Raw genomic sequence first — 19,073 nt, 5'->3', positions numbered from 1 at the left:
AGAATAAGTGACTCAGCCGCCCATCTTCGCGAGCAGCGCGTCGGAGACCTCGAAATTGGCGAACACGTTCTGCACGTCGTCGTGCTCGTTGAGCAGGTCCATCAGCTTCAACAGCTTTTCGCCAGTTTCGTCGTCGACCGCGACGGTGTTCTGCGGCTTCCAGGTCAGCGCCGCCTTACGCGGCTCGCCGAACTTCGCTTCCAGCGCCTTGGCCACTTCGCGGAAGGTATCCTGCGAAGCGTAGACCTCGTGACCGGATTCGCTCGACACCACGTCGTCGGCGCCGGCCTCGATGGCGGCGTCCAGCATCGCGTCGTCGGAGGCGACCTTGGCGTCGTATTCGATGATGCCGGTGCGGTCGAACATGAAGGCGACCGATCCGGTTTCGCCGAGATTGCCGCCCGACTTGGTGAAGAAGGAGCGGATGTCGGAGGCGGCGCGATTGCGGTTGTCGGTCAGCGCCTCGACGATGACGGCGACGCCGCCGGGGCCATAGCCCTCGTAGCGGATCTCGTCATAGTTCTCGCCCTCATTGCCGGCGGCCTTCTTGATGGCGCGGTCGATGTTGTCCTTGGGCATGTTCTCGGCGCGGGCCGCGACCACGGCGGCGCGCAGCCGCGGGTTCATCGCAGGGTCCGGGGTGCCGAGCTTGGCCGCGACGGTGATTTCGCGGGCCAACTTGCCGAAAAGCTTCGACTTCTGGGCATCCTGCCGGCCCTTGCGGTGCATGATGTTCTTGAATTGGGAATGGCCGGCCATGCGACGTCTCTTCGGAGCTTAGGGTCTGAACAGGGATGGAAAACGCGGCCTTATAGGCCCCTGGCGGTCAAAATCAAAGGATCGGAGGGGCCCTTCGGCCCGGGAATACTACCGCAACCCGGAATATGAGGCACTTGTTAACCATGACTTCATGCCCGGATGCGAGGATCGCCCCGTCTCGCCGCAACTTCCAAGAGCTCCCATGGCATTCGGTTTGTTTCGAAAGCAAGTGCCGGAGACGGCTGTGCCGGCCGTCGCGTCGCAGGTTCCAGCCGCGACCGCTGCGCCGGACGTCCCGACCGAGACTGATTCGGCCCAGGATTCGGCCAAAGAAATCCTGGAACTGCTGGAACTCGAGCTCGGCGCGATGATCCGCCAGCTCGAACGCGCCGCAAGCTCAGTCGCCGACGGCGCCGAGGCGACGGCATCCAGGCTCGCGACCATCCGCGCCCGCACCGACGCGCTCGCCGGCCGCAGCAGCGATGCGCAGAGCACCGCGACGACATTCTCCGAAGCCGCCGACCGCTTCACCCATTCCGCCGAGGGCATCGGGGCGCAGGTGCGCAGCGCCAGCCAGCTCGCCGACGACGCCGCGGCGGCAGCGCGCGAAGCGACCGCCAATGTCGATCGCCTGCGCGAATCCTCGGCCGCGATCGGCAACGTCGTCAACCTGATCGCGCAGATCGCGCGGCAGACCACGCTGCTGGCGCTCAATTCCACGATCGAGGCGGCGCGCGCCGGCGCCGCGGGCAAGGGCTTTGCGGTGGTCGCAACCGAGGTCAAGGCACTGGCGGTGCAGACCCAGAGCGCGACCGAGGAGATCACCAAGAAGATCGAGGCGCTGCAGAAGGACGCCACCGGATCGGCCGACGCCGTCCACCGCATCTCGGAGGCGATCGACAAGATTCGCCCCGTGTTCGAGAACGTCAACGGCGCGGTCGCCGAGCAGAACCAGATCACCGGCGAGATGGGCCAGAACGCCGCCTCCGCCTCGCACTTCATCGTTTCGGTCGGCACCAGCGCCGGCGAGATCGACAGTGCGACGCGCGAAGCCGCCGCGCATGGCGACAATGTCGCCAAGGCCGGCAAGGCCGTCACTGCGTTTGCCCAGAAGCTGAAGGCACGCTGCGCGGTGCTGCTGCGCCAGGACGAGCGCGGCGATCCGCGCAAGAACGAGCGCCTGCCCTGCAGCCTCACCATCGAGATCGCGACCGCGCGCGGCAACGTCACCGCGCCGGTCTACGAGCTCGCGATGGACGGCATCCTGATCGGCGGGCCCGATGCCGAGAAGCTGCCGGCGCATGAGACGCTAAGCGCGAGCTTGCAGGATATCGGCGCGTGCCGGATCCGGATCGGCGACCGCTCCAAGGCAGGCAGCCAGGCCCGGTTCGAGACTCCGACCGCCGAGCTGCGCGAAAAGATCGAAGACCGGATGTGGGCGATCCACGAGGAGAACGCCGAACTCATCACCCGCGCGATGGAAGCAGGCGCCGAGCTGAGCAAGATCTTCGAGAACGGACTGGCGAGCGGCGCCATCACCATCGCGGACATATTCGACACGAATTACGTCGAAATATCCGGCACCAATCCGGTGCAGTACCGCACCAGGATGCTGGATTGGGCGGATCGCGCACTGCCCGCTTTGCTCGAGGCGTTCCTCGCCAGGGACAAGCGTCTCGCGTTCTGCGCGACGGTCGACCGCAACGGCTATCTGCCGGTCCACAACAAGATCTACTCGCATCCGCAGCGGCCGGGCGACGTGGCATACAACACCGCCAATTGCCGCAATCGCCGCATCTTCAACGATCCCGCGGGCCTCGCCGCCGCGCACAATGAGCGCGCCTACCTGGTGCAGAGCTACGCGCGCGACATGGGCAACGGCACCACCGTGATGATGCGCGAGATCGACGTGCCGATCCGCGTGCGCGGCCGGCACTGGGGCGCTTTCCGCACCGCCTACAAGCTTTGATTGGAGGTCCCGTAGCCCGGATGCAGCGAAGCGTAATCCGGGATACGCGTTTCCACGGACGGGGATCCCGGATTTCGCTGCGCTACATCCGGGCTACGCAGTGCACGCTCAGGCAAGACGGCGTTCGCGAATCACGCTCTAGATCGGACTGGGGAATGCAGCGGCGGCTCGACAGGCCGCTGTAACGGAGGAAGTGCTGAAATGTCCGCCGCGCAGCTTGCAGTGCTGGATACGTCATCGAACCGGACGCTCGCCGAACGGCTGGTCGACCAGCTCGCCGACCGCATCGGCGGCCTTGGGGTGGAGCTTGCCGACATCGCCGGCAACGTCCAGGAGGTCGCGAACCGCGTCACCAACCAATCCGAGCGATTCCATCATTTGCAGGAGACCGCCGAGATCATGGTCTCGGCCAATCACGACATCGCCAATGCCTCGCAGGCGGTGCAATCGACCGCATCGGCCGCGGCCGGCCAGATCGCGGAATCGCGCAACGTGGTCGAGACGGCGGTCAGCCACATCGCGGAACTGGTCGCCGCCGTCGGACGGATCGAGGCGCGGCTCGCCGCGGTCGGCTCCGCGCTGAGCCAGGTTGCCAAGGTCTCCGGCTCGATCGAGGCGATCGCCAAGCAGACCAATCTGCTCGCGCTGAACGCCACGATCGAGGCCGCGCGCGCCGGCGATGCCGGCCGCGGCTTTGCGGTGGTCGCCAGCGAGGTGAAGAACCTCGCCGAGGCGACCCGCCAGGCGACGCACCAGATTTCCGACACCGTGCGCGATCTCGACGGCCAGATCGGCAGTCTGATCGGCGAGAGCGGTGATGCCTCGCTGCGCGCCAAGAGCGCCGGCGAAGGCGCCCAGCAGATCTCCGGCATCATCAGCCGCGTGCAGGAAGGCTTTTCATCGGTCGGCGCCGAGATCGGCAGCGTGGCGCGCGCCGCGACCTCCAACCTCGGTCATTGCGACACCGTGATCGCGGAGCTGAACGAGCTCGCCAAGGGCGTCGACCTGTCCTCGCGCGACCTCAAGCACGCCGACGGCCGCGTGGCGAAGCTGCTCGAACTCTCCGAGAGCCTGATCGCGATGATCGCCGACAGCGGCGTGGAAACCAGCGATGCGCCGCTGATCCGCGTCGTGATCGATACCGCGAAGCAGATCTCCGACCTGTTCGAGAATGCCGTCGCACGCGGCGAGATCACGCTGGCGCAATTGATGGACGAGAAGTATCGCGAGATCGCGGGCACCAATCCGAAGCAATACCTGACCGACTATGTCAGCTTCACCGACCGCGTGCTGCCCGCGATCCAGGATCCGATCCAGAAGACCGATCCGCGTATCGTGTTCTGCGTCGCCTGGGCGCGCGGCGGCTATCTGCCGACCCACAACCCGAACTACCGGCAACCGCAGGGGCCGGACCCGGTGTGGAACAACGCCAATTGCCGCAACCGCCGGCTGTTCAACGACCGCGCGGTGAGCAAGGTCGCGGCCAACACCAAGCCGTTCCTGCTGCAGACCTACCGCCGCGACATGGGCGGCGGCAATTTCGTGCTGATGAAGGACCTGTCGTCGCCGATCTTCGTCGGCGGCCGCCACTGGGGCGCGTTCCGGATGGGGTTTAGGCAGTCGTGAATCCGCGGCCCCAAAGCGTATGAAGCCAACGGTCGTCCGCGTGCGCTTAGCTGAGCGCCTACCAAAATATCGAAAACAACCCCATGCAAAGTAGCCGGCGGCCGCCGGCGTCCGACACGGCAACTTGACACGACGGGCAAATCACCGGTACTCTTCTATTATTCAGAAATTGTGTGTAGCCCGGACGCAGCGCAATCCGGGAGCAATCTTTCAACCGGCAAGAACTCCGGCACCGCTTGAAACCGCCTGCGCCAAAATCAGCGCAGCTATTCGTCTGGGGCTTCTTTGATTTTCGCAAGTGTTTGGGATTACGAAGACAACCACTGATTTGGATCTCGCAGGGTGTCCAACACGTAGTACCGGTTGTCCTTCGGGTGTTCTGCAAGATGATCCCGGCTCTCCCACGCCGTCTTCCATTCACCAGGCGCTGTAATGGGCGTAAAGGCCCGGTCATCATTTCGTCGATAGACGCGCCATATCGGCAATTCTGTTGCGACGACACTGTCAAGAAACGCGGCGACGAAGCCAGGATGCCAACTCGTGTCCATGCCCATCGATGTCGGCCGCCCACTTTCGCCTATCGATACCATTCCCCATGGCCTTTGAGGACCGTAGCCCTCATTGCAATGGGCCAACGCCAAGTCCCAGCTGCGGTCTTCGAACGTCGTCCAGCATGGATATTGCTGACCCGGAGAGCCGTAGTCCCAATCCCTCATGACAATGTGCGGTTCGACTAAACGAACCCTGATAAAGGCTAAAGTGGCCTCATGATCAATTGTCGCAAGCTCCGTCTCGATAAGTCGCTTCAGCCACTCCGCCGAGACACTCATGTTTCCTGATCACCAATCCGCAGAACCACTCAAGTCCAGAACCCCGGCACCGCAGGCTCGAGTCGCCCGCCGGCGCGTACCGGCGCGACCTTGACCGCAAGCCCGGTCGCATCGTCGGTCTCGACCGCGATACCGCTCAGCGTCGCAACGCCGCCGGCCGGCTCGAAACGGCCGGAGGGGATGCCGGTGAGGAAGCGCTGCAGCGGCTCCTCCTTCTGCATGCCGATCACCGAATCATAGTCGCCGGTCATGCCGGCATCGCTCATATAGGCGGTGCCGCCGGGCAGCACCTGGTGGTCGGCGGTCGGCACATGGGTATGGGTCCCGACCACGAGGCTGACGCGGCCGTCGCAGAAGAAGCCGACGCCCTGCTTCTCGCTGGTCGCCTCGGCATGGAAGTCGAGCACGATGGCGTCACAGCCCTCGCGTAGCGGGCAGGCCTCGAGCTCGCGATCGATCGCGCTGAACGGATCGTTGGACGACGGCTCCATGAACACGCGGCCGATCGCATTGAGCACGAGCGCGCGCTTGCCGTTCTTGGTGTCGACCAGCGTGGCGCCGCGGCCGGGCGAATGGCGCGGAAAATTCAAGGGACGGATCAGGCGCGGCGCGCGCTCGATGAAGACCAGCGCCTCTTTCTGATTCCAGGCGTGGTTGCCGAGCGTGATCGCGTCCGCTCCGGCATCCAGCAGCTCCTGATAGATCGCCTCGGTGATGCCGAAGCCGCCGGCGGAATTCTCGCCATTGACGACGACGAGGTCGAGCGACCAGTCCCTGATCATGCCGGGAAGATGGTCTGCTATGGCGGTGCGGCCGGTCCTGCCGACGACGTCACCAACGAAGAGGATACGCAAGGCTAGCTACTCCGGAAATCGAACGTCTTGCGCTCCGTTAGCACATAATCGAGCGGGACGTCGTGCGATAGCGCCGGAATGGCCTTGGTTTCCTGTGCAGCAAAGGCAACACCCACCCCGATCACGTGCTTGGCCTTGCGCAGATGCGCGAAGGTATAGTCGTAATAGCCGGCGCCGTAACCGATGCGGTGGCCGAGCTTGTCGAATGCGGCAAGCGGCACCAGCATCACGTCGGGATGCACCTCGGCCGCGGCCGGCGAAGGCTCGGGAATGCCGAGCGGACCGAGCATCAGCCGGTCCTGCGGCGACCAGCTGCGGAAGGTCAGCGACTGGCCGCGCGCATTGATACAGGGCAGCGCGAGCCGCGCACCCTTGTCGGCGAGCTTCTTCATCAACGGCGCCGGATCGATCTCGCTGCGGATCGGCGCATAGCCGGAGATGATCATGCCTTGCGTGATCTCGAACGGCGCGCCGCGCTTGGCGAGCGCCTCGGCAGCGGTCGCGCGCTGCTCGTCGCTCAGCGCGTCGCGCTTGGCGAGGGCAAGCGCCCGAAGCTCGGCCTTCGATGGAGATGCGTGCATGATCCATCTTCCGCTGTCGTCGTCCGCGACAACGGACGATCCATCATTCAGAGACGCTAGCTTCGCAAGGCCAGGCCGCGGCGCGCTGGACGCCCCGCATCGCGGGGCACAACACTGCTTCGCAATCAAACCGCCGCAGCGCGACGACAAGGCAACAGCAAAAATTCAGTGCGAAGCCGCAGAGGCCGTTGGAGCGCTCGATCCCGGAGTTCCCTACGAAAGTAGGTGGGCACCATATGTCCGGGTCCACGGACCCGGCCAGGGACAGTTCCCTAAAGGATCGATAAGGCCCCGGGGATATATGGCTCCTGACGCACGACGCAGCTTCGCGAGGGCTAATCTAGCCATCGTTGTCGCAATCCGCCAGCGGTAAGGAAGACGCAGTCAGACCTTGCACGATCTCCACCCTCCCCTGGAGGGGGAGGGTCGGCTCGCATTGAGCGAAGCGAATGCGAGACGGGGTGGGGTGATCTCTCAACACGGGCACTGTTCGCGTGGAGAGACCTTCACCCCACCTCGCCGCTCATTTCATGAGCGGCGATCCCAGAGCGAGCTACGCTCGTCTCGACCCCTCCAGGGGAGGATAAGATCACCCGATGCCGAAGGATATGATCACCCGATCGCGATGCCGCCGCCGATGGTGCGGTTGAGCACCTGCGTGGTGCGCTCGATCCGCTCGGCGGCGGCGTTGAGCGCGTTGGAGACCGCGGTCTGGGTGGCGCGGGCGCGGTCGGTGGCGGCTGTGCGCGCGTTGCGCAGCTGCTCGACCTCTTCCTCGAGGCTGCGGATGCGTGCGCTCGCATCGACCAGCTCGTCACAGGCGGTGAGCGCTGCCATCACGGTCAGCCGCGCATCGCCGATCTCGCCGAACTTGCCGCGCAGCGATTCGACGCGCTGCTGGAGATTTTCCGCAAGCTTCAGCAGCCGCACCTCCTGGCCCTCCTCGCAGGCCATCCGGTATTGCCGGCCATTGATGGTGACGTTGATGTGGCTCATCTGCTGTCTCCGCCCTCGAGCACGGCGCGTATGGTGCCGATCGCGGCGTCGAGCTTTTCCGCGATGTCGCGATTGGCGCGCTCGAGCTTGCGCGTCTTCACCAGCGATCCGTCGAGCTCGTCGGCAAGCCGGGAGCGATCGGCGCCGAGCGCCTGGATCCGGCTCGCCAATTCGTTCTCGTCGCGATCGGCCTCGCGACGCCGCTCCACGGAGCTTTCCAGCGCATCGAGCGCGGCCATCAGCCGCTTGGTCGCAGCGTCGATATCGGCAAGCGGTGCCTCGGTATTGCCAGACCCGTTGGCGAGACGATCACTCATGACACGCGGCGTGGACCCCTCAGATAGGCCGTTAGAGATGGCTGCCGCACGGCAAAAGCGGCGGTTCGGCAAGCGTTTACGGGACGAAATTTACGTGGCAAGCGAGGGAAGCGCAACGGCGGCGCAGAACTATGCACCGTTCAATGAAATAGGGCGATTTCGAGCAACTTTTCCCCGTTTTGGGGCGTTTCATCGCCTTGGACTTGCGGAATTGAGGTGCTAATCCACCCTCCAACCCGTAAGGCCCTTCCACGCGCGTATCGCGGCTGCCCGCCCCGATGCGTCCAGCAATCATCTCCTCATTTCAGGCGGACTTTTCATCATGACGCAGGTCGATCACACCCGTATGGCCAATGCGATCCGTGGCCTTGCCATGGACGCCGTCGAGAAGGCGAATTCCGGCCATCCCGGCCTGCCGATGGGCGCCGCCGACATCGCGACCGTCCTGTTCACGAAATTCCTGAAGTTCGATGCCGCCGACGTGGCCTGGCCCGACCGCGATCGCTTCGTGCTGTCGGCCGGCCACGGCTCGATGCTGCTCTATTCGTTGCTGTACCTCACCGGCAACAAGGACATGACGCTCGACCAGATCAAGCGCTTCCGCCAGCTCGGATCGCTGACGCCGGGACATCCGGAGAATTTCCACACCAAGGGCATCGAGACCACCACCGGCCCGCTCGGCCAGGGCATTGCGACCGCGGTCGGCATGGCGCTCGCCGAGAAGATGCTCGCCGCCGAGTTCGGCAAGAAGATCGTCAACCACCACACCTATGTGCTGGCCTCCGACGGCGACCTGATGGAAGGCATCTCGCAGGAAGCGATCGCCCTCGCCGGCGTCTGGCGGCTCAGCAAGATGATCGTGCTGTACGACGACAACGGCATCTCGATCGACGGCCCGACCTCGATCTCCGATTCCGTCGACCAGGTGAAGCGCTTCAAGTCGGCAGGCTGGGCCGCCGAATTGATCGACGGCCATGATCCGCAGGCGATTGCCGCTGCGATCACCCGCGCGCAGAAATCCAGCAAGCCTTCGATGATCGCCTGCAAGACCACGATCGGTTACGGCGCGCCGCACAAGGCCGGCACTGCGAAAGCCCATGGCGAAGCGCTCGGCGCCGACGAGCTCAAGGCCGCCAAGGAGAAGCTCGGCATCTCGCTCGAGCCGTTCTCGGTGCCCGACGATGTGCTGAAGGCCTGGCGCGAGGCGGGTGCCCGCGGCGCCGCCGAGCACAAAGCATGGGACGAGCAGTTCGCGCAGCTCGGCAACCGCAAGCGCGCCGAGTTCGAGCGCCGCATCCGACACGAGCGGCCGCAGTCGCTCGCCAAGGGGCTGCGCGCCTTCAAGAAGGGCCTCTTGGAAAACCCGCTCAACGTCGCCTCCCGCAAATCGTCGGAAGCGGCGATCGAGGTGATCGCGGCCGCGATGCCGATGGAATTCGTGGCCGGCTCCGCCGACCTCACCGGCTCCAACAACAACAAGGCAAAGTCGGCGACAGCGTTCGGCGCCAAGACGCCGAAGGGCCGCTTCATCCATTACGGCATCCGCGAGCACGGCATGGCGGCGTGCCTCAACGGCATCTTCCTGCATGGCGGTTTCGCGCCGAACGGCGCCACCTTCCTGGTGTTCACCGACTATGCGCGCCCCGCGATGCGGCTGTCGGCGCTGATGGGCACCGGCGTGGTCTATGTCATGACCCATGACTCGATCGGCCTCGGCGAGGACGGCCCGACGCACCAGCCGGTCGAACATCTCTCCGCGCTGCGCGCGATCCCCAACATGCGCGTGTTCCGTCCCTGCGACGCGGTCGAGACCGCCGAGTGCTGGGAACTGGCGCTCAACCGCATCGACGGACCGACCGTGCTGGCGCTGACCCGCCAGAACCTGCCGCAGCTCCGCACCACGGCGCCGAACGACAATCCCTGCAGCCACGGCGCCTACGAGCTGGTCGCGGCGCAGGGTGACGCAAAAGTGTCATTGTTCGCGTCCGGTTCCGAGGTCCAGATCGCGGTCGAGGCGCAGAAGCAGCTGGCCGGGCGCGGCATCGCGACGCGGGTCGTCTCGGTCCCGTCGCTGGAATTGCTGCTGGCGCAGCCCGCCGAGCGGCAAAATGCCATTATCGGCAACGCTCCGGTCAAGATTGCGATCGAGGCCGCGGTGCGCTGGGGCTGGGATGCCGTGATCGGCCATGATGGCGAATTCATCGGCATGCACGGATTCGGCGCCAGCGCCCCGGCGAAGGACCTTTTCCCGCATTTCGGCATTACCGCTGAAGCCGTCGTTAACGCCGCCACGAAGCGCGTCTGACGCTGGCCTGACACCCGCGGGTCACGGTTGAGCTTGTCGCGAAAAAGGATTACCTAAGCTCCATCTTTTCCGTACGCGCCCGGCCGAACCGGGCGTTCCGCCGTAAAAACCTCGTGGGAGCCCTCCCGCGGGGCTGACAACAGCATTAGAGGAGACGAGCATGGCAATCCGCGTCGCGATCAACGGGTTTGGGCGTATCGGCCGCAACATTCTGCGCGCCATCGCCGAGTCCGGCCGCAAGGACATCGAGGTGGTCGGCATCAACGATCTCGGTCCGGTCGAGACCAATGCACATCTGCTGCGCTTCGATTCCGTGCACGGCCGCTTCCCGGGCACCGTGACCGTCGACGGCGACTCGATCAGCCTCGGCGACAACAAGATCAAGGTTTCGGCCGAGCGCGATCCCTCGAAGCTGCCGTGGAAGGCCCTCGGCGTCGACGTCGCACTCGAATGCACCGGCATCTTCACCTCGAAGGACAAGGCTTCGGCGCATCTCACCGCCGGCGCCAAGCGCGTACTCGTCTCGGCGCCCGCCGACGGCGCTGACGCCACCATCGTCTACGGCGTCAACCACGACACGCTGACCAAGGATCAGCTGGTCGTCTCCAACGGCTCCTGCACCACCAACTGCCTCGCGCCGGTCGCCAAGGTGCTGAACGACACCGTCGGCATCGAGACCGGCTTCATGACCACGATCCACGCCTATACCGGCGACCAGCCGACGCTCGACACCCTGCACAAGGATCTCTATCGCGGCCGCGCCGCGGCGATGTCGATGATCCCGACCTCGACCGGCGCCGCGAAGGCGATCGGCCTGGTGCTGCCCGAGCTGAAGGGCAAGCTCGACGGCGTCTCGGTCCGCGTGCCGACCCCGAACGTCTCCGTCATCGACCTCAAGATCGTCGCCAAGCGCGCCACCGATGCCAAGGAGATCAACGAGGCGATGAAGCGCGCCTCCGAGCAGCAGCTCAAGGGCATCCTCGGCTACACCAATGCGCCGAACGTCTCGATCGACTTCAACCACGATCCGCACTCGGCCACCTTCCACATGGACCAGACCAAGGTGCAGAACGGCACGCTGGTGCGCGTGATGGCCTGGTATGACAACGAGTGGGGCTTCTCGAACCGCATGGCGGACACCGCCGTCGCGATCGGCAAGCTGGCTTAAGTTCGACTGTTCGTGATGCCCGGCCCCGCGCCGGGCATCTGCGTCTTTGCCCTCCGTCATTCCGGGATGGTCCGAAGGACCAGACCCGGAATCCCGAGATTCCGGGTTCGATGCTTCGCATCGCCCCGGAATGACCGCTCTTAGTGCGAGTTGACCCCATGACAAAATCGTTCCGCACCCTCGACGACGTCAATTTGAAGGGCAAGCGCGTGCTGCTGCGCGTCGACCTCAACGTCCCCATGGAAGGCGGCCGCGTTACCGACGCCACCCGGCTCGAGCGCGTTGCCCCCACCATCACCGAAATCTCCGACAAGGGCGGCAAGGTGATCCTGCTCGCCCATTTCGGCCGGCCCAAGGGGCGCGATCCCAAGGAATCGCTCAAGCCGGTAGCCGACGCGCTGTCGAAGGTGATCAAGCGCCCGGTCGCTTTCGCCGAGGATTGCATCGGCGACGCCGCAGCCACGGCAGTTGCAGCGCTCAAGGATGGCGACATCCTCTGTCTGGAAAACACCCGCTTCCACAAGGAAGAGGAGAAGAACGACGCCGGCTTCGTCGCTGAACTCGCGAAGCTGGGAGACATCTGGGTCAACGACGCTTTCTCCGCCGCGCATCGCGCCCACGCCTCGACCGAAGGCCTCGGCCACAAGCTGCCCGCCTATGCCGGCCGCACCATGCAGGCCGAGCTCGACGCGCTCGGCAAGGCGCTGGAAGCGCCGACCAAGCCCGTGATCGCGATCATCGGCGGCGCCAAGGTCTCGACCAAGATCGATCTGCTGGAAAACCTCGTGAACAAGGTCGACGCGCTGGTGATCGGCGGCGGCATGGCCAACACCTTCCTGCATGCGCAGGGCGTCGCGGTCGGCAAGTCGCTCGCCGAGAAGGACCTCGCCGCGACCGCGCTGCGGATCATGGAGAAGGCCAACGCCGCCAACTGCGCGATCATCCTTCCGGTCGACGCCGTTGTCGCCAACCAGTTTGCCGCCAACGCGCCCTCCCATGCCTACGGCCTCGACGCGATCCCGGCCGACGGCATGATCCTCGACGTCGGCCCGCAATCGATCGCGCGGATCCATGCCGCGATCGACGATGCCGCGACGCTGGTCTGGAACGGGCCGCTCGGCGCCTTCGAGCTGACGCCGTTCGATCGCGGCACCGTGGTTTCGGCCAAGCATGCCGCCGAGCGCACCAGGGCCAAGAAGCTGATCTCGGTCGCCGGCGGCGGCGATACCGTCGCGGCGCTGAACCAGGCAGGCGTGGCCGGCGATTTTTCCTATGTCTCGACCGCGGGCGGCGCGTTTCTTGAATGGATGGAAGGCAAGCCGCTGCCGGGCGTCGAAGTTTTGAAAAAGGGTTGATTAGTTCGAATCCGAACACGCACTACAGGGAGAAATGGAATGGCTCGCATAACGTTGCGGCAACTGCTCGATCACGCGGCCGAGCATGATTACGGCGTACCTGCCTTCAATATCAACAATATGGAGCAGGCGCTGTCGATCATGGCCGCGGCCTCCGAGGTCGACGCACCGGTCATCATCCAGGCCTCGCGCGGCGCGCGGTCCTACGCCAACGACGTCATGCTCAAGCATATGATGGACGCCGTCACCGAGATCTATCCGCAGATCCCGGTCTGCGTGCATCTCGACCACGGCAACGAGCCCGCCACCTGCATGACCGCGATCCAGGCCGGCTTCACCTCGGTCATGATGGACGGCTCGCTGAAGGCCGACGGCAAGACCCCCGGCGACTGGGACTACAATGTCGGCGTCACCCGGACGGTGACCGGCATGGCCCATCTCGGCGGCATTTCGGTGGAGGGCGAGCTCGGCGTGCTCGGCTCGCTCGAGACCGGCATGGGCGACAAGGAAGACGGCCACGGCGCCGAGGGCAAGCTGTCGCATGACCAGCTGCTGACCAATCCCGACGAGGCGGTGAAGTTCGTCAAGGAGACCAAGGTCGACGCGCTGGCGATCGCGATGGGCACCTCGCACGGTGCCTACAAGTTCACCCGCAAGCCCGACGGCGACATCCTCGCCATGAACGTGATCGAGGAAATCCATCGCAAGCTGCCGAACACGCATCTCGTGATGCACGGCTCCTCGTCGGTGCCGCAGGAACTGCAGGAGATCATCAACGCCAATGGCGGCAAGATGAAGCCGACCTGGGGCGTGCCGGTCGCCGAGATCCAGCGCGGCATCAAGAACGGCGTGCGCAAGATCAACATCGACACCGACAATCGGATGGCGATGACCGGCCAGATCCGCAAGGTGCTGAAGGACAATCCGGAAGAGTTCGATCCGCGCAAGTACCTGAAGCCGGCGATGGAGGCGATGACCAAGCTGTGCAAGCAGCGCCTGCAGGAGTTCAACACCGCGGGCCAGGCCAGCAAGATCAAGAAGGTGCTGACCACCGCGGAAATGGCCAAGCGCTACGCCGCCGGCCAGCTCGACCCCAAGATTGCCTAATAGCGGTTCGCACAGATCTGCCTGACAACTTATCGCCTGAATCATTAAGGCGGGACACCGGCTCCGACGCAGTCGGAAACGGTGTCCCGGGGCTTGATCGCCGGCCGCGGCAAACGCTGGCCGCGACGAACGTTTTCTAGGCATTTGCCCGAGAACCGCCTATTTTGGTTTGCAAAGGCAATGGCTCTGGAGGACGCTTCCGATGAACCTCGCTGACCTCAACAAAATTGCGCTCGCCATGGTCACCCCGGGCAAGGGCATCCTCGCCGCCGACGAATCCTCCGGCACCATCAAGAAGCGTTTCGACGCCATCAAGGTCGATTCGACCGAAGACAATCGCCGCGACTATCGCGAGATGCTGTTCCGCTCGCAGGAGGCGATGAGCAAGTACATTTCCGGCGTCATCCTCTACGACGAGACGATCTGGCAAAATGCCAGGGACGGCACGCCGCTGGTCAAGCTGATCGAGCAGGCGGGCGCGATCCCCGGCATCAAGGTCGATGAAGGCACGCAAGCGCTGCCGAACTGCCCGGGCGAACTCGTGACCGTCGGCCTCGACAAGCTCGCCGAGCGGCTGAAGAAATATTACGAGCGCGGTGCGCGCTTTGCGAAATGGCGGGCGGTGATCGATATCGGACCGCGAATCCCGACCCAAACCGCGATCCGCGTCAACGCCCATGCGCTGGCGCGCTACGCCGCGCTGTGCCAGGCCGCGCAGATCGTCCCGATCGTCGAGCCGGAAGTGCTGATGGACGGCGATCACGACATCGACCGCTGCTACGAGGTGACGCAGCGCGTGCTGAACCGCACCTTCCAGGAATTGCGCGTGCAGCGCGTCGCGCTCGAAGGCATGATCCTGAAGCCGAACATGGCCATATCGGGCAAGAAGTGCCCGAAACAGGCGTCGGTGCAGGAAGTCGCCGAAAAGACCATCCGCCTGCTCAAGAGCTGCGTGCCGGCCGCGGTGCCAGGCATCGCCTTCCTCTCCGGCGGACAGAGCGACGAGGAAGCGACCGCGCATCTCGACGCCATGAACAAGATCGGCCATCTGCCGTGGCGGCTGACCTTCTCCTATGGCCGTGCGTTGCAGGCCGCGCCGCAGAAGGCGTGGTCGGGCAAGCCCGACAACGTGCCCGCGGGCCAGCGCGCCTTCTCGCATCGCGCCCGGATGAACGGGCTCGCGAGCACCGGCAATTGGGAAGCCGGCCTCGAAAAACAGGCGGCATAGTTGGCCACAAAGCCCGTTCCGCCGCGGCCGGCGCCGCGCCTCTATCTGGCAACCCCGCCGGTCGACGAGCCCGCGCGGCTTGCGGCCGAGCTTGCCGACCTACTCGCCGCGGCCGACGTCGCGGCCGTTCTGGTGCGGCTGCGCGAGAGCGACCCGCGCAGCATGATCTCCACCGTCAAGGCGCTGGCGCCTGCGATCCAGAACGCCGGCGCCGCGCTCTTGATCGACGGCCATCCCGACATCGTGGCCCGCGCCGGTGCCGATGGCGCGCATCTGACCGGCGTCGCCGCGATGGAAGAGGCTGCGCCCGCGCTGAGGCCCGACCGCATCGTCGGCGTCGGCGGGCTCGCGACGCGCCACGATTCGATGGCGGCGGGTGAAGCCGGTGCCGACTACGTGCTGTTCGGCGAGCCCGACGCCAAGGGCCAGCGGCCGTCGCGCGAGGCGATCGCCGAGCGGCTGCAATGGTGGGACGAATTGTTCGAGCCGCCCTGCGTTGGCTTTGCGACCTCGCGCGAGGAGGCCGAGGCGTTCGCAGCGGCCGGTGCGGATTTCGTGCTGGTCGGGGATTTCATCTGGTCCGATCCGCGCGGCGCGAAGGCGGCCCTCGTCGAAATCGGCGAGGCGATTGCGCGGGCGCATGCCGGCACATTCGGCAAGGCCAAGGTCGAGGGGAAGGCCGAGGGATGACGCCGGAATGAAATGCCTGCGTCCGATAGGTGTTGCGCTCGGCTGCACGATGCTGGCGAGCGGGGCGATGGCGCAGCTCTCGATCACGCCGCCGGCCCAGACGCCGCCGCCTGCGAAGAAGGAGGCTCCGAAGGAAAAGCCGAAGGTGCATACGCCGGTCGCGAAGAAGCCCGCGCCGAAGCCTGCGGCCACGCCCACCCCGACGCCGACGCCCTCGCCGACCCCGACGCCGGACGATCCCAATGTCGACCTCGTCTACGGCGCCTATCAGCGCGGCATGTACAAGACCGCGTTCGATCTCGCGACGGTGCGCGCGCAGAACAACAACGATGCCAGGGCCATGACGATGCTGGGCGAGCTCTATGCCAATGGGCTCGGCGTCAAGCGCGACTACGTCAAGGCCGACGACTGGTACAAGCGCGCATCGGATGCCGGCGACCGCGAGGCGATGTTCGCGCTCGCCATGATGCGGATCGCGGGCCGCGGCGGCACGGTGGACAAGGATTCCGCGGTCAAGCTGCTGGCGTCGGCGGCCAAGCTCGGCGAACCGAAGGCGGCCTATAATCTCGCGCTGCTCTATCTCGACGGCCAGACCCTGCCGCAGGACCTCAAGCGCTCCGCCGAGCTGCTGCGAATGGCCGCGGACGCCGGCAGCCCCGAGGCGCAATACGCGCTGGCGACCTTCTACAAGGAAGGCACCGGCGTGCCGAAGGACCTCGAAAAGGCGGCGCGGCTGCTGCAGGCCGCCTCGGTGGCCGACAATGTCGACGCCGAGGTCGAATATGCCATCGCGCTCTACAATGGCGTCGGCACGCCGCGGAACGTGCCGGCGGCGATCACGCTGCTGCGCAAGGCGGCCCGGCAGAACAGCCCGATCGCGCAGAACCGCCTGGCCCATGTGCTGGCGACCGGCGCCGGCGCCCCGGTCGACAAGGTCGAGGCGCTGAAATGGCACACCGTCGCCAAGACCGCCGGCAAGGGCGACCCCGATCTCGACGACATCCTCGCCGATATGAGCCCGGAAGACCGCGCCAAGGGCGAGGCAGCCGCCCGAAAATGGATCGGAAACAACGTCAAATGACGCCTTGACGGCGCCACTTCCAGAGGGCACCCAGTCCGGAAATCCGGTGCGGCCACGCCGTTCCCGCTTGACCCGTCATCCTGAGGAGCGCGAAGCGCGTCTCGAAGGATGAACGGCCCGGTCCGGGGCCGTGCACCCTTCGAGGCTCGCTGCGCTCGCACCTCAGGATGACGGGATTGGATTTGAACCCGTGGCCGGCACAATCACATAAGAAATCATCCTCATGCTCTACTCCGCCCTCATCAATGTCATGGTCAAGGCCGCGCGCCGCGCCGGCCGCAGCCTCAAGCGCGACCTCGGCGAGATCGAACATCTCCAGGTCTCGCTGAAGGGCCCGGCGAACTTCGTCTCGCTCGCCGACAAGCGCGCCGAGGAGATGCTCTACACCGACCTCGAAAAGGCCCGGCCCGGTTACGGGTTCCTCGGCGAGGAAGGCGGCAAGCGCGAAGGCTCGGACAAGAGCCACACCTGGATCGTCGATCCGCTCGACGGCACCACCAACTTCCTGCACGGCATCCCGCAATTCGCGATCTCGATCGGACTGCTGCGCGAGGACACCGTGATCGCGGGGGTGATCTACAATCCCGCCAATGACGAGCTCTACATTGCCGAGCGCGGCAAGGGTGCGTTCCTTAACGACCAGCGACTGCGCGTCGCCGGCCGCCGCCAGCTCAACGAATGCGTAGTCGCCTGCGGCCTGCCGCATATCGGCCGCGGCAATCACCAGCTGGCGCTGCAGGAGATGGCCGCACTGCAGAGCAAGGTCGCGGGTTTCCGCCGCTTCGGCGCCGCCTCGCTCGACCTCGCCTTCGTCGCCGCCGGCCGCCTCGACGGCTATTGGGAACGCAATCTGCAGCCCTGGGATCTCGCGGCGGGCCTGCTGATGATCCGGGAAGCCGGCGGCACCGTCTCCGGCATCCAGGGCAATGACGACCCGCTGCAGACCGGCCACGTCGTCGGCGGCAACGAGTTCGTGCACGGCGAGTTGATCAAGATCCTGAAGCCGCTCGGGCAGTAGCGCGCCGGCGCGATCTAATCGTCGTCGCTGTCGTCATCGTCTTCCCGGTCACGAAATTCACCGCCGGCGGTCAGGCCCTCGATGGCCGTGGCGCCCTTCGCCTTGATCACCCGGCGCAACGGGACCGCGCTCTCGCTGCGCAACGCCTCCATCAGCTGCTCCGAATGGGTGACGATCCAGATATCGGCGCGGCGCGATGCCTTGGCGATCAGCCTCGCCAACGGCGCCAGCAGCGACGGATGCAGACTGGTCTCGGGCTCGTTCAGCGCGATGAACGGCGGCAGCCGGTAGCCCATGAACACGGCGAGCAGGCAGATATATTTCAGCGTCCCGTCGGATAGTTCGTGGGCCTTGAACGGCCGCGGCATGTCCGCCTGTCGCAGCTCGAATTCGCACCGGCCGTTTTCTTCCCATGCCCGGAGCTCGGCGCCCGGGAATGCATCCTCGATCGCATCCTGCAGGTCGGCCGCATCCTGTCTGATCGCGCTGAGCGTTGCCAAGGCGGCGGCCAGATCGCTGCCATCGGCGCTCAGCGACGGCGTCGTGATTGCAAGACAAGGCTTGCGGATCGGCGACGCCGGATCGGTGCGGAAATCGTGATAGAAGCGCCAGCTCTGCAACGCGTTCCTGATCAGGCCGACTTCGGGGCATGTCTGGCCGTCGAGGAAATCGGCGAGCGCGGTTTCCGACGGCAGCACCGCATCCCTGTGCTCGCTCCAGGCACCGCTCTCGCCGCGGACGCTGACGTGCGAATTGGTCCGCTCCATCATCAGGACTTTTCGCTTGCCGTGGATCGCCTCGATGCGTTCGGACTTGATCATCGGCTCGCCGGGAAACGCCGCCTCGACCGGACCGGGATGTCCGAGCTCGATCGAGTAATTGACGTGCTCGAATCTGGCCGCCAGCCGCAGCCGCCCATCCTCGCCTCGCTTGCGAAGCCCGGACCAGCAGACCGAGTTCGACCCGCCTTCGTCGGCGATCGTGCGCGTGATCCGGCCGGTTGCCGCGTCGCGCAACAGCGACAGTGACTTGTAGAGATTGGACTTGCCGACGCCGTTCTCGCCGATGAAGACGGACAGCGGTTGAATGGGCATGAAGAGCCGCCGAATGGAGCGATAGTTCGAGATCGCAATGTCGGTCGGCCGCATCACATGCTCTCAGTCCTCGGGTTGCCTGTACGGTCCCCGTT

The 19,073-nt window shown here is 65.4% G+C and carries 17 protein-coding genes and 1 other RNA gene; 10 read left to right on the top strand and 8 right to left on the bottom strand.

Features of this window, described 5'->3' with window-relative positions:
- Positions 1-12: 12 nt before the first annotated feature.
- On the bottom strand, positions 13-759 hold the full coding sequence (locus tag QMZ05_RS26455; RefSeq protein ID WP_353703419.1) for a YebC/PmpR family DNA-binding transcriptional regulator: 747 nt from the start codon (positions 757-759) through the stop codon (positions 13-15).
- 202 nt (positions 760-961) lie between these two features.
- Between QMZ05_RS26455 and QMZ05_RS26450 the strand changes: the two genes are divergently transcribed.
- Complete coding sequence (locus tag QMZ05_RS26450) at positions 962-2,728, top strand: methyl-accepting chemotaxis protein (protein WP_353703418.1); 1,767 nt, start codon at positions 962-964, stop codon at positions 2,726-2,728.
- Positions 2,729-2,929: 201 nt separating this feature from the next.
- Positions 2,930-4,354: a methyl-accepting chemotaxis protein gene (locus QMZ05_RS26445; RefSeq protein ID WP_353703417.1), complete on the top strand. Its 1,425-nt coding sequence runs from the start codon at positions 2,930-2,932 to the stop codon at positions 4,352-4,354.
- 308 nt (positions 4,355-4,662) lie between these two features.
- On the opposite strand, the gene QMZ05_RS26440 is transcribed toward QMZ05_RS26445, so the two are convergent.
- The 6 genes from QMZ05_RS26440 to QMZ05_RS26415 form a co-directional block, all read right to left on the bottom strand.
- The gene (locus tag QMZ05_RS26440; protein WP_353703416.1) at positions 4,663-5,184 is read right to left on the bottom strand and encodes a hypothetical protein; all 522 of its coding nucleotides are present in this window, start codon (positions 5,182-5,184) and stop codon (positions 4,663-4,665) included.
- A 29-nt stretch (positions 5,185-5,213) separates the two neighbouring features.
- The gene (locus tag QMZ05_RS26435; RefSeq protein ID WP_353703415.1) at positions 5,214-6,038 is read right to left on the bottom strand and encodes a TIGR00282 family metallophosphoesterase; all 825 of its coding nucleotides are present in this window, start codon (positions 6,036-6,038) and stop codon (positions 5,214-5,216) included.
- Between the two features lie 2 nt (positions 6,039-6,040).
- Complete coding sequence (locus tag QMZ05_RS26430; protein WP_353703414.1) at positions 6,041-6,619, bottom strand: 5-formyltetrahydrofolate cyclo-ligase; 579 nt, start codon at positions 6,617-6,619, stop codon at positions 6,041-6,043.
- Between the two features lie 169 nt (positions 6,620-6,788).
- Positions 6,789-6,949: non-coding RNA, 6S RNA (gene ssrS / locus QMZ05_RS26425), on the bottom strand.
- A gap of 282 nt (positions 6,950-7,231) precedes the next feature.
- A complete protein-coding gene (locus QMZ05_RS26420) occupies positions 7,232-7,615 on the bottom strand; it encodes a cell division protein ZapA (protein WP_021076488.1) in 384 nt (127 codons plus the stop codon).
- On the bottom strand, positions 7,612-7,932 hold the full coding sequence (locus QMZ05_RS26415; RefSeq protein ID WP_050419552.1) for a DUF4164 domain-containing protein: 321 nt from the start codon (positions 7,930-7,932) through the stop codon (positions 7,612-7,614). Before QMZ05_RS26415 ends, QMZ05_RS26420 begins: the two co-directional genes overlap by 4 nt.
- 322 nt (positions 7,933-8,254) lie before the next feature.
- On the opposite strand from QMZ05_RS26415, the gene tkt reads away from it, so the two are divergent.
- The 8 genes from tkt to QMZ05_RS26375 all read left to right on the top strand — a co-directional run bounded on the left by tkt (position 8,255) and on the right by QMZ05_RS26375 (position 17,884).
- Positions 8,255-10,237 carry a transketolase gene (tkt, locus tag QMZ05_RS26410; protein WP_353703413.1) on the top strand — a complete coding sequence of 661 codons (1,983 nt, stop codon included), beginning with the start codon at positions 8,255-8,257 and terminating at the stop codon, positions 10,235-10,237.
- 160 nt (positions 10,238-10,397) lie between these two features.
- Positions 10,398-11,405 (top strand): type I glyceraldehyde-3-phosphate dehydrogenase, encoded by a 1,008-nt coding sequence (gene gap, locus QMZ05_RS26405; protein WP_353703412.1) that lies wholly within the window; start codon positions 10,398-10,400, stop codon positions 11,403-11,405.
- 158 nt (positions 11,406-11,563) lie between these two features.
- Positions 11,564-12,760 carry a phosphoglycerate kinase gene (locus tag QMZ05_RS26400; RefSeq protein WP_353703411.1) on the top strand — a complete coding sequence of 399 codons (1,197 nt, stop codon included), beginning with the start codon at positions 11,564-11,566 and terminating at the stop codon, positions 12,758-12,760.
- 39 nt (positions 12,761-12,799) lie between these two features.
- The gene (gene fba, locus QMZ05_RS26395; RefSeq protein ID WP_050419548.1) at positions 12,800-13,867 is read left to right on the top strand and encodes a class II fructose-bisphosphate aldolase; all 1,068 of its coding nucleotides are present in this window, start codon (positions 12,800-12,802) and stop codon (positions 13,865-13,867) included.
- A 202-nt stretch (positions 13,868-14,069) separates the two neighbouring features.
- On the top strand, positions 14,070-15,095 hold the full coding sequence (locus tag QMZ05_RS26390) for a class I fructose-bisphosphate aldolase (RefSeq protein ID WP_353703410.1): 1,026 nt from the start codon (positions 14,070-14,072) through the stop codon (positions 15,093-15,095).
- On the top strand, positions 15,096-15,785 hold the full coding sequence (locus QMZ05_RS26385) for a thiamine phosphate synthase (protein ID WP_353703409.1): 690 nt from the start codon (positions 15,096-15,098) through the stop codon (positions 15,783-15,785). It abuts the gene before it with no gap.
- A gap of 7 nt (positions 15,786-15,792) precedes the next feature.
- On the top strand, positions 15,793-16,866 hold the full coding sequence (locus tag QMZ05_RS26380; RefSeq protein WP_353703408.1) for a tetratricopeptide repeat protein: 1,074 nt from the start codon (positions 15,793-15,795) through the stop codon (positions 16,864-16,866).
- 223 nt (positions 16,867-17,089) lie between these two features.
- Positions 17,090-17,884, top strand: coding sequence for an inositol monophosphatase family protein (locus QMZ05_RS26375; RefSeq protein WP_353703407.1), 795 nt, complete (start codon positions 17,090-17,092; stop codon positions 17,882-17,884).
- A gap of 14 nt (positions 17,885-17,898) precedes the next feature.
- Here QMZ05_RS26375 and QMZ05_RS26370 read toward each other — a convergent pair whose 3' ends face one another.
- Complete coding sequence (locus QMZ05_RS26370; protein WP_353703406.1) at positions 17,899-19,032, bottom strand: AAA family ATPase; 1,134 nt, start codon at positions 19,030-19,032, stop codon at positions 17,899-17,901.
- Positions 19,033-19,073: the final 41 nt, after the last annotated feature.

The sequence above is a fragment of the Bradyrhizobium sp. INPA03-11B genome (assembly GCF_040446015.1).
Classification (GTDB): domain Bacteria; phylum Pseudomonadota; class Alphaproteobacteria; order Rhizobiales; family Xanthobacteraceae; genus Bradyrhizobium; species Bradyrhizobium macuxiense_A.
Note: the sequence above shows the minus strand (reverse complement) of the source record. Positions and strands in the feature narration are given on the sequence as shown.

What these genes read in the sequence shown, in the direction of transcription:
- QMZ05_RS26455 (WP_353703419.1), bottom strand. Translation starts at nt 759, where the DNA reads ATGGCCGGCCATTCCCAATTCAAGAACATCATGCACCGCAAGGGCCGG.
- QMZ05_RS26445 (WP_353703417.1), top strand. Translation starts at nt 2,930, where the DNA reads ATGTCCGCCGCGCAGCTTGCAGTGCTGGATACGTCATCGAACCGGACG.
- QMZ05_RS26450 (WP_353703418.1), top strand. Translation starts at nt 962, where the DNA reads ATGGCATTCGGTTTGTTTCGAAAGCAAGTGCCGGAGACGGCTGTGCCG.
- QMZ05_RS26440 (WP_353703416.1), bottom strand. Translation starts at nt 5,184, where the DNA reads ATGAGTGTCTCGGCGGAGTGGCTGAAGCGACTTATCGAGACGGAGCTT.
- QMZ05_RS26420 (WP_021076488.1), bottom strand. Translation starts at nt 7,615, where the DNA reads ATGAGCCACATCAACGTCACCATCAATGGCCGGCAATACCGGATGGCC.
- QMZ05_RS26370 (WP_353703406.1), bottom strand. Translation starts at nt 19,032, where the DNA reads ATGCGGCCGACCGACATTGCGATCTCGAACTATCGCTCCATTCGGCGG.
- tkt (WP_353703413.1), top strand. Translation starts at nt 8,255, where the DNA reads ATGACGCAGGTCGATCACACCCGTATGGCCAATGCGATCCGTGGCCTT.
- QMZ05_RS26375 (WP_353703407.1), top strand. Translation starts at nt 17,090, where the DNA reads ATGCTCTACTCCGCCCTCATCAATGTCATGGTCAAGGCCGCGCGCCGC.
- QMZ05_RS26415 (WP_050419552.1), bottom strand. Translation starts at nt 7,932, where the DNA reads ATGAGTGATCGTCTCGCCAACGGGTCTGGCAATACCGAGGCACCGCTT.
- QMZ05_RS26430 (WP_353703414.1), bottom strand. Translation starts at nt 6,619, where the DNA reads ATGCACGCATCTCCATCGAAGGCCGAGCTTCGGGCGCTTGCCCTCGCC.
- QMZ05_RS26390 (WP_353703410.1), top strand. Translation starts at nt 14,070, where the DNA reads ATGAACCTCGCTGACCTCAACAAAATTGCGCTCGCCATGGTCACCCCG.
- QMZ05_RS26400 (WP_353703411.1), top strand. Translation starts at nt 11,564, where the DNA reads ATGACAAAATCGTTCCGCACCCTCGACGACGTCAATTTGAAGGGCAAG.
- gap (WP_353703412.1), top strand. Translation starts at nt 10,398, where the DNA reads ATGGCAATCCGCGTCGCGATCAACGGGTTTGGGCGTATCGGCCGCAAC.
- QMZ05_RS26380 (WP_353703408.1), top strand. Translation starts at nt 15,793, where the DNA reads ATGAAATGCCTGCGTCCGATAGGTGTTGCGCTCGGCTGCACGATGCTG.
- fba (WP_050419548.1), top strand. Translation starts at nt 12,800, where the DNA reads ATGGCTCGCATAACGTTGCGGCAACTGCTCGATCACGCGGCCGAGCAT.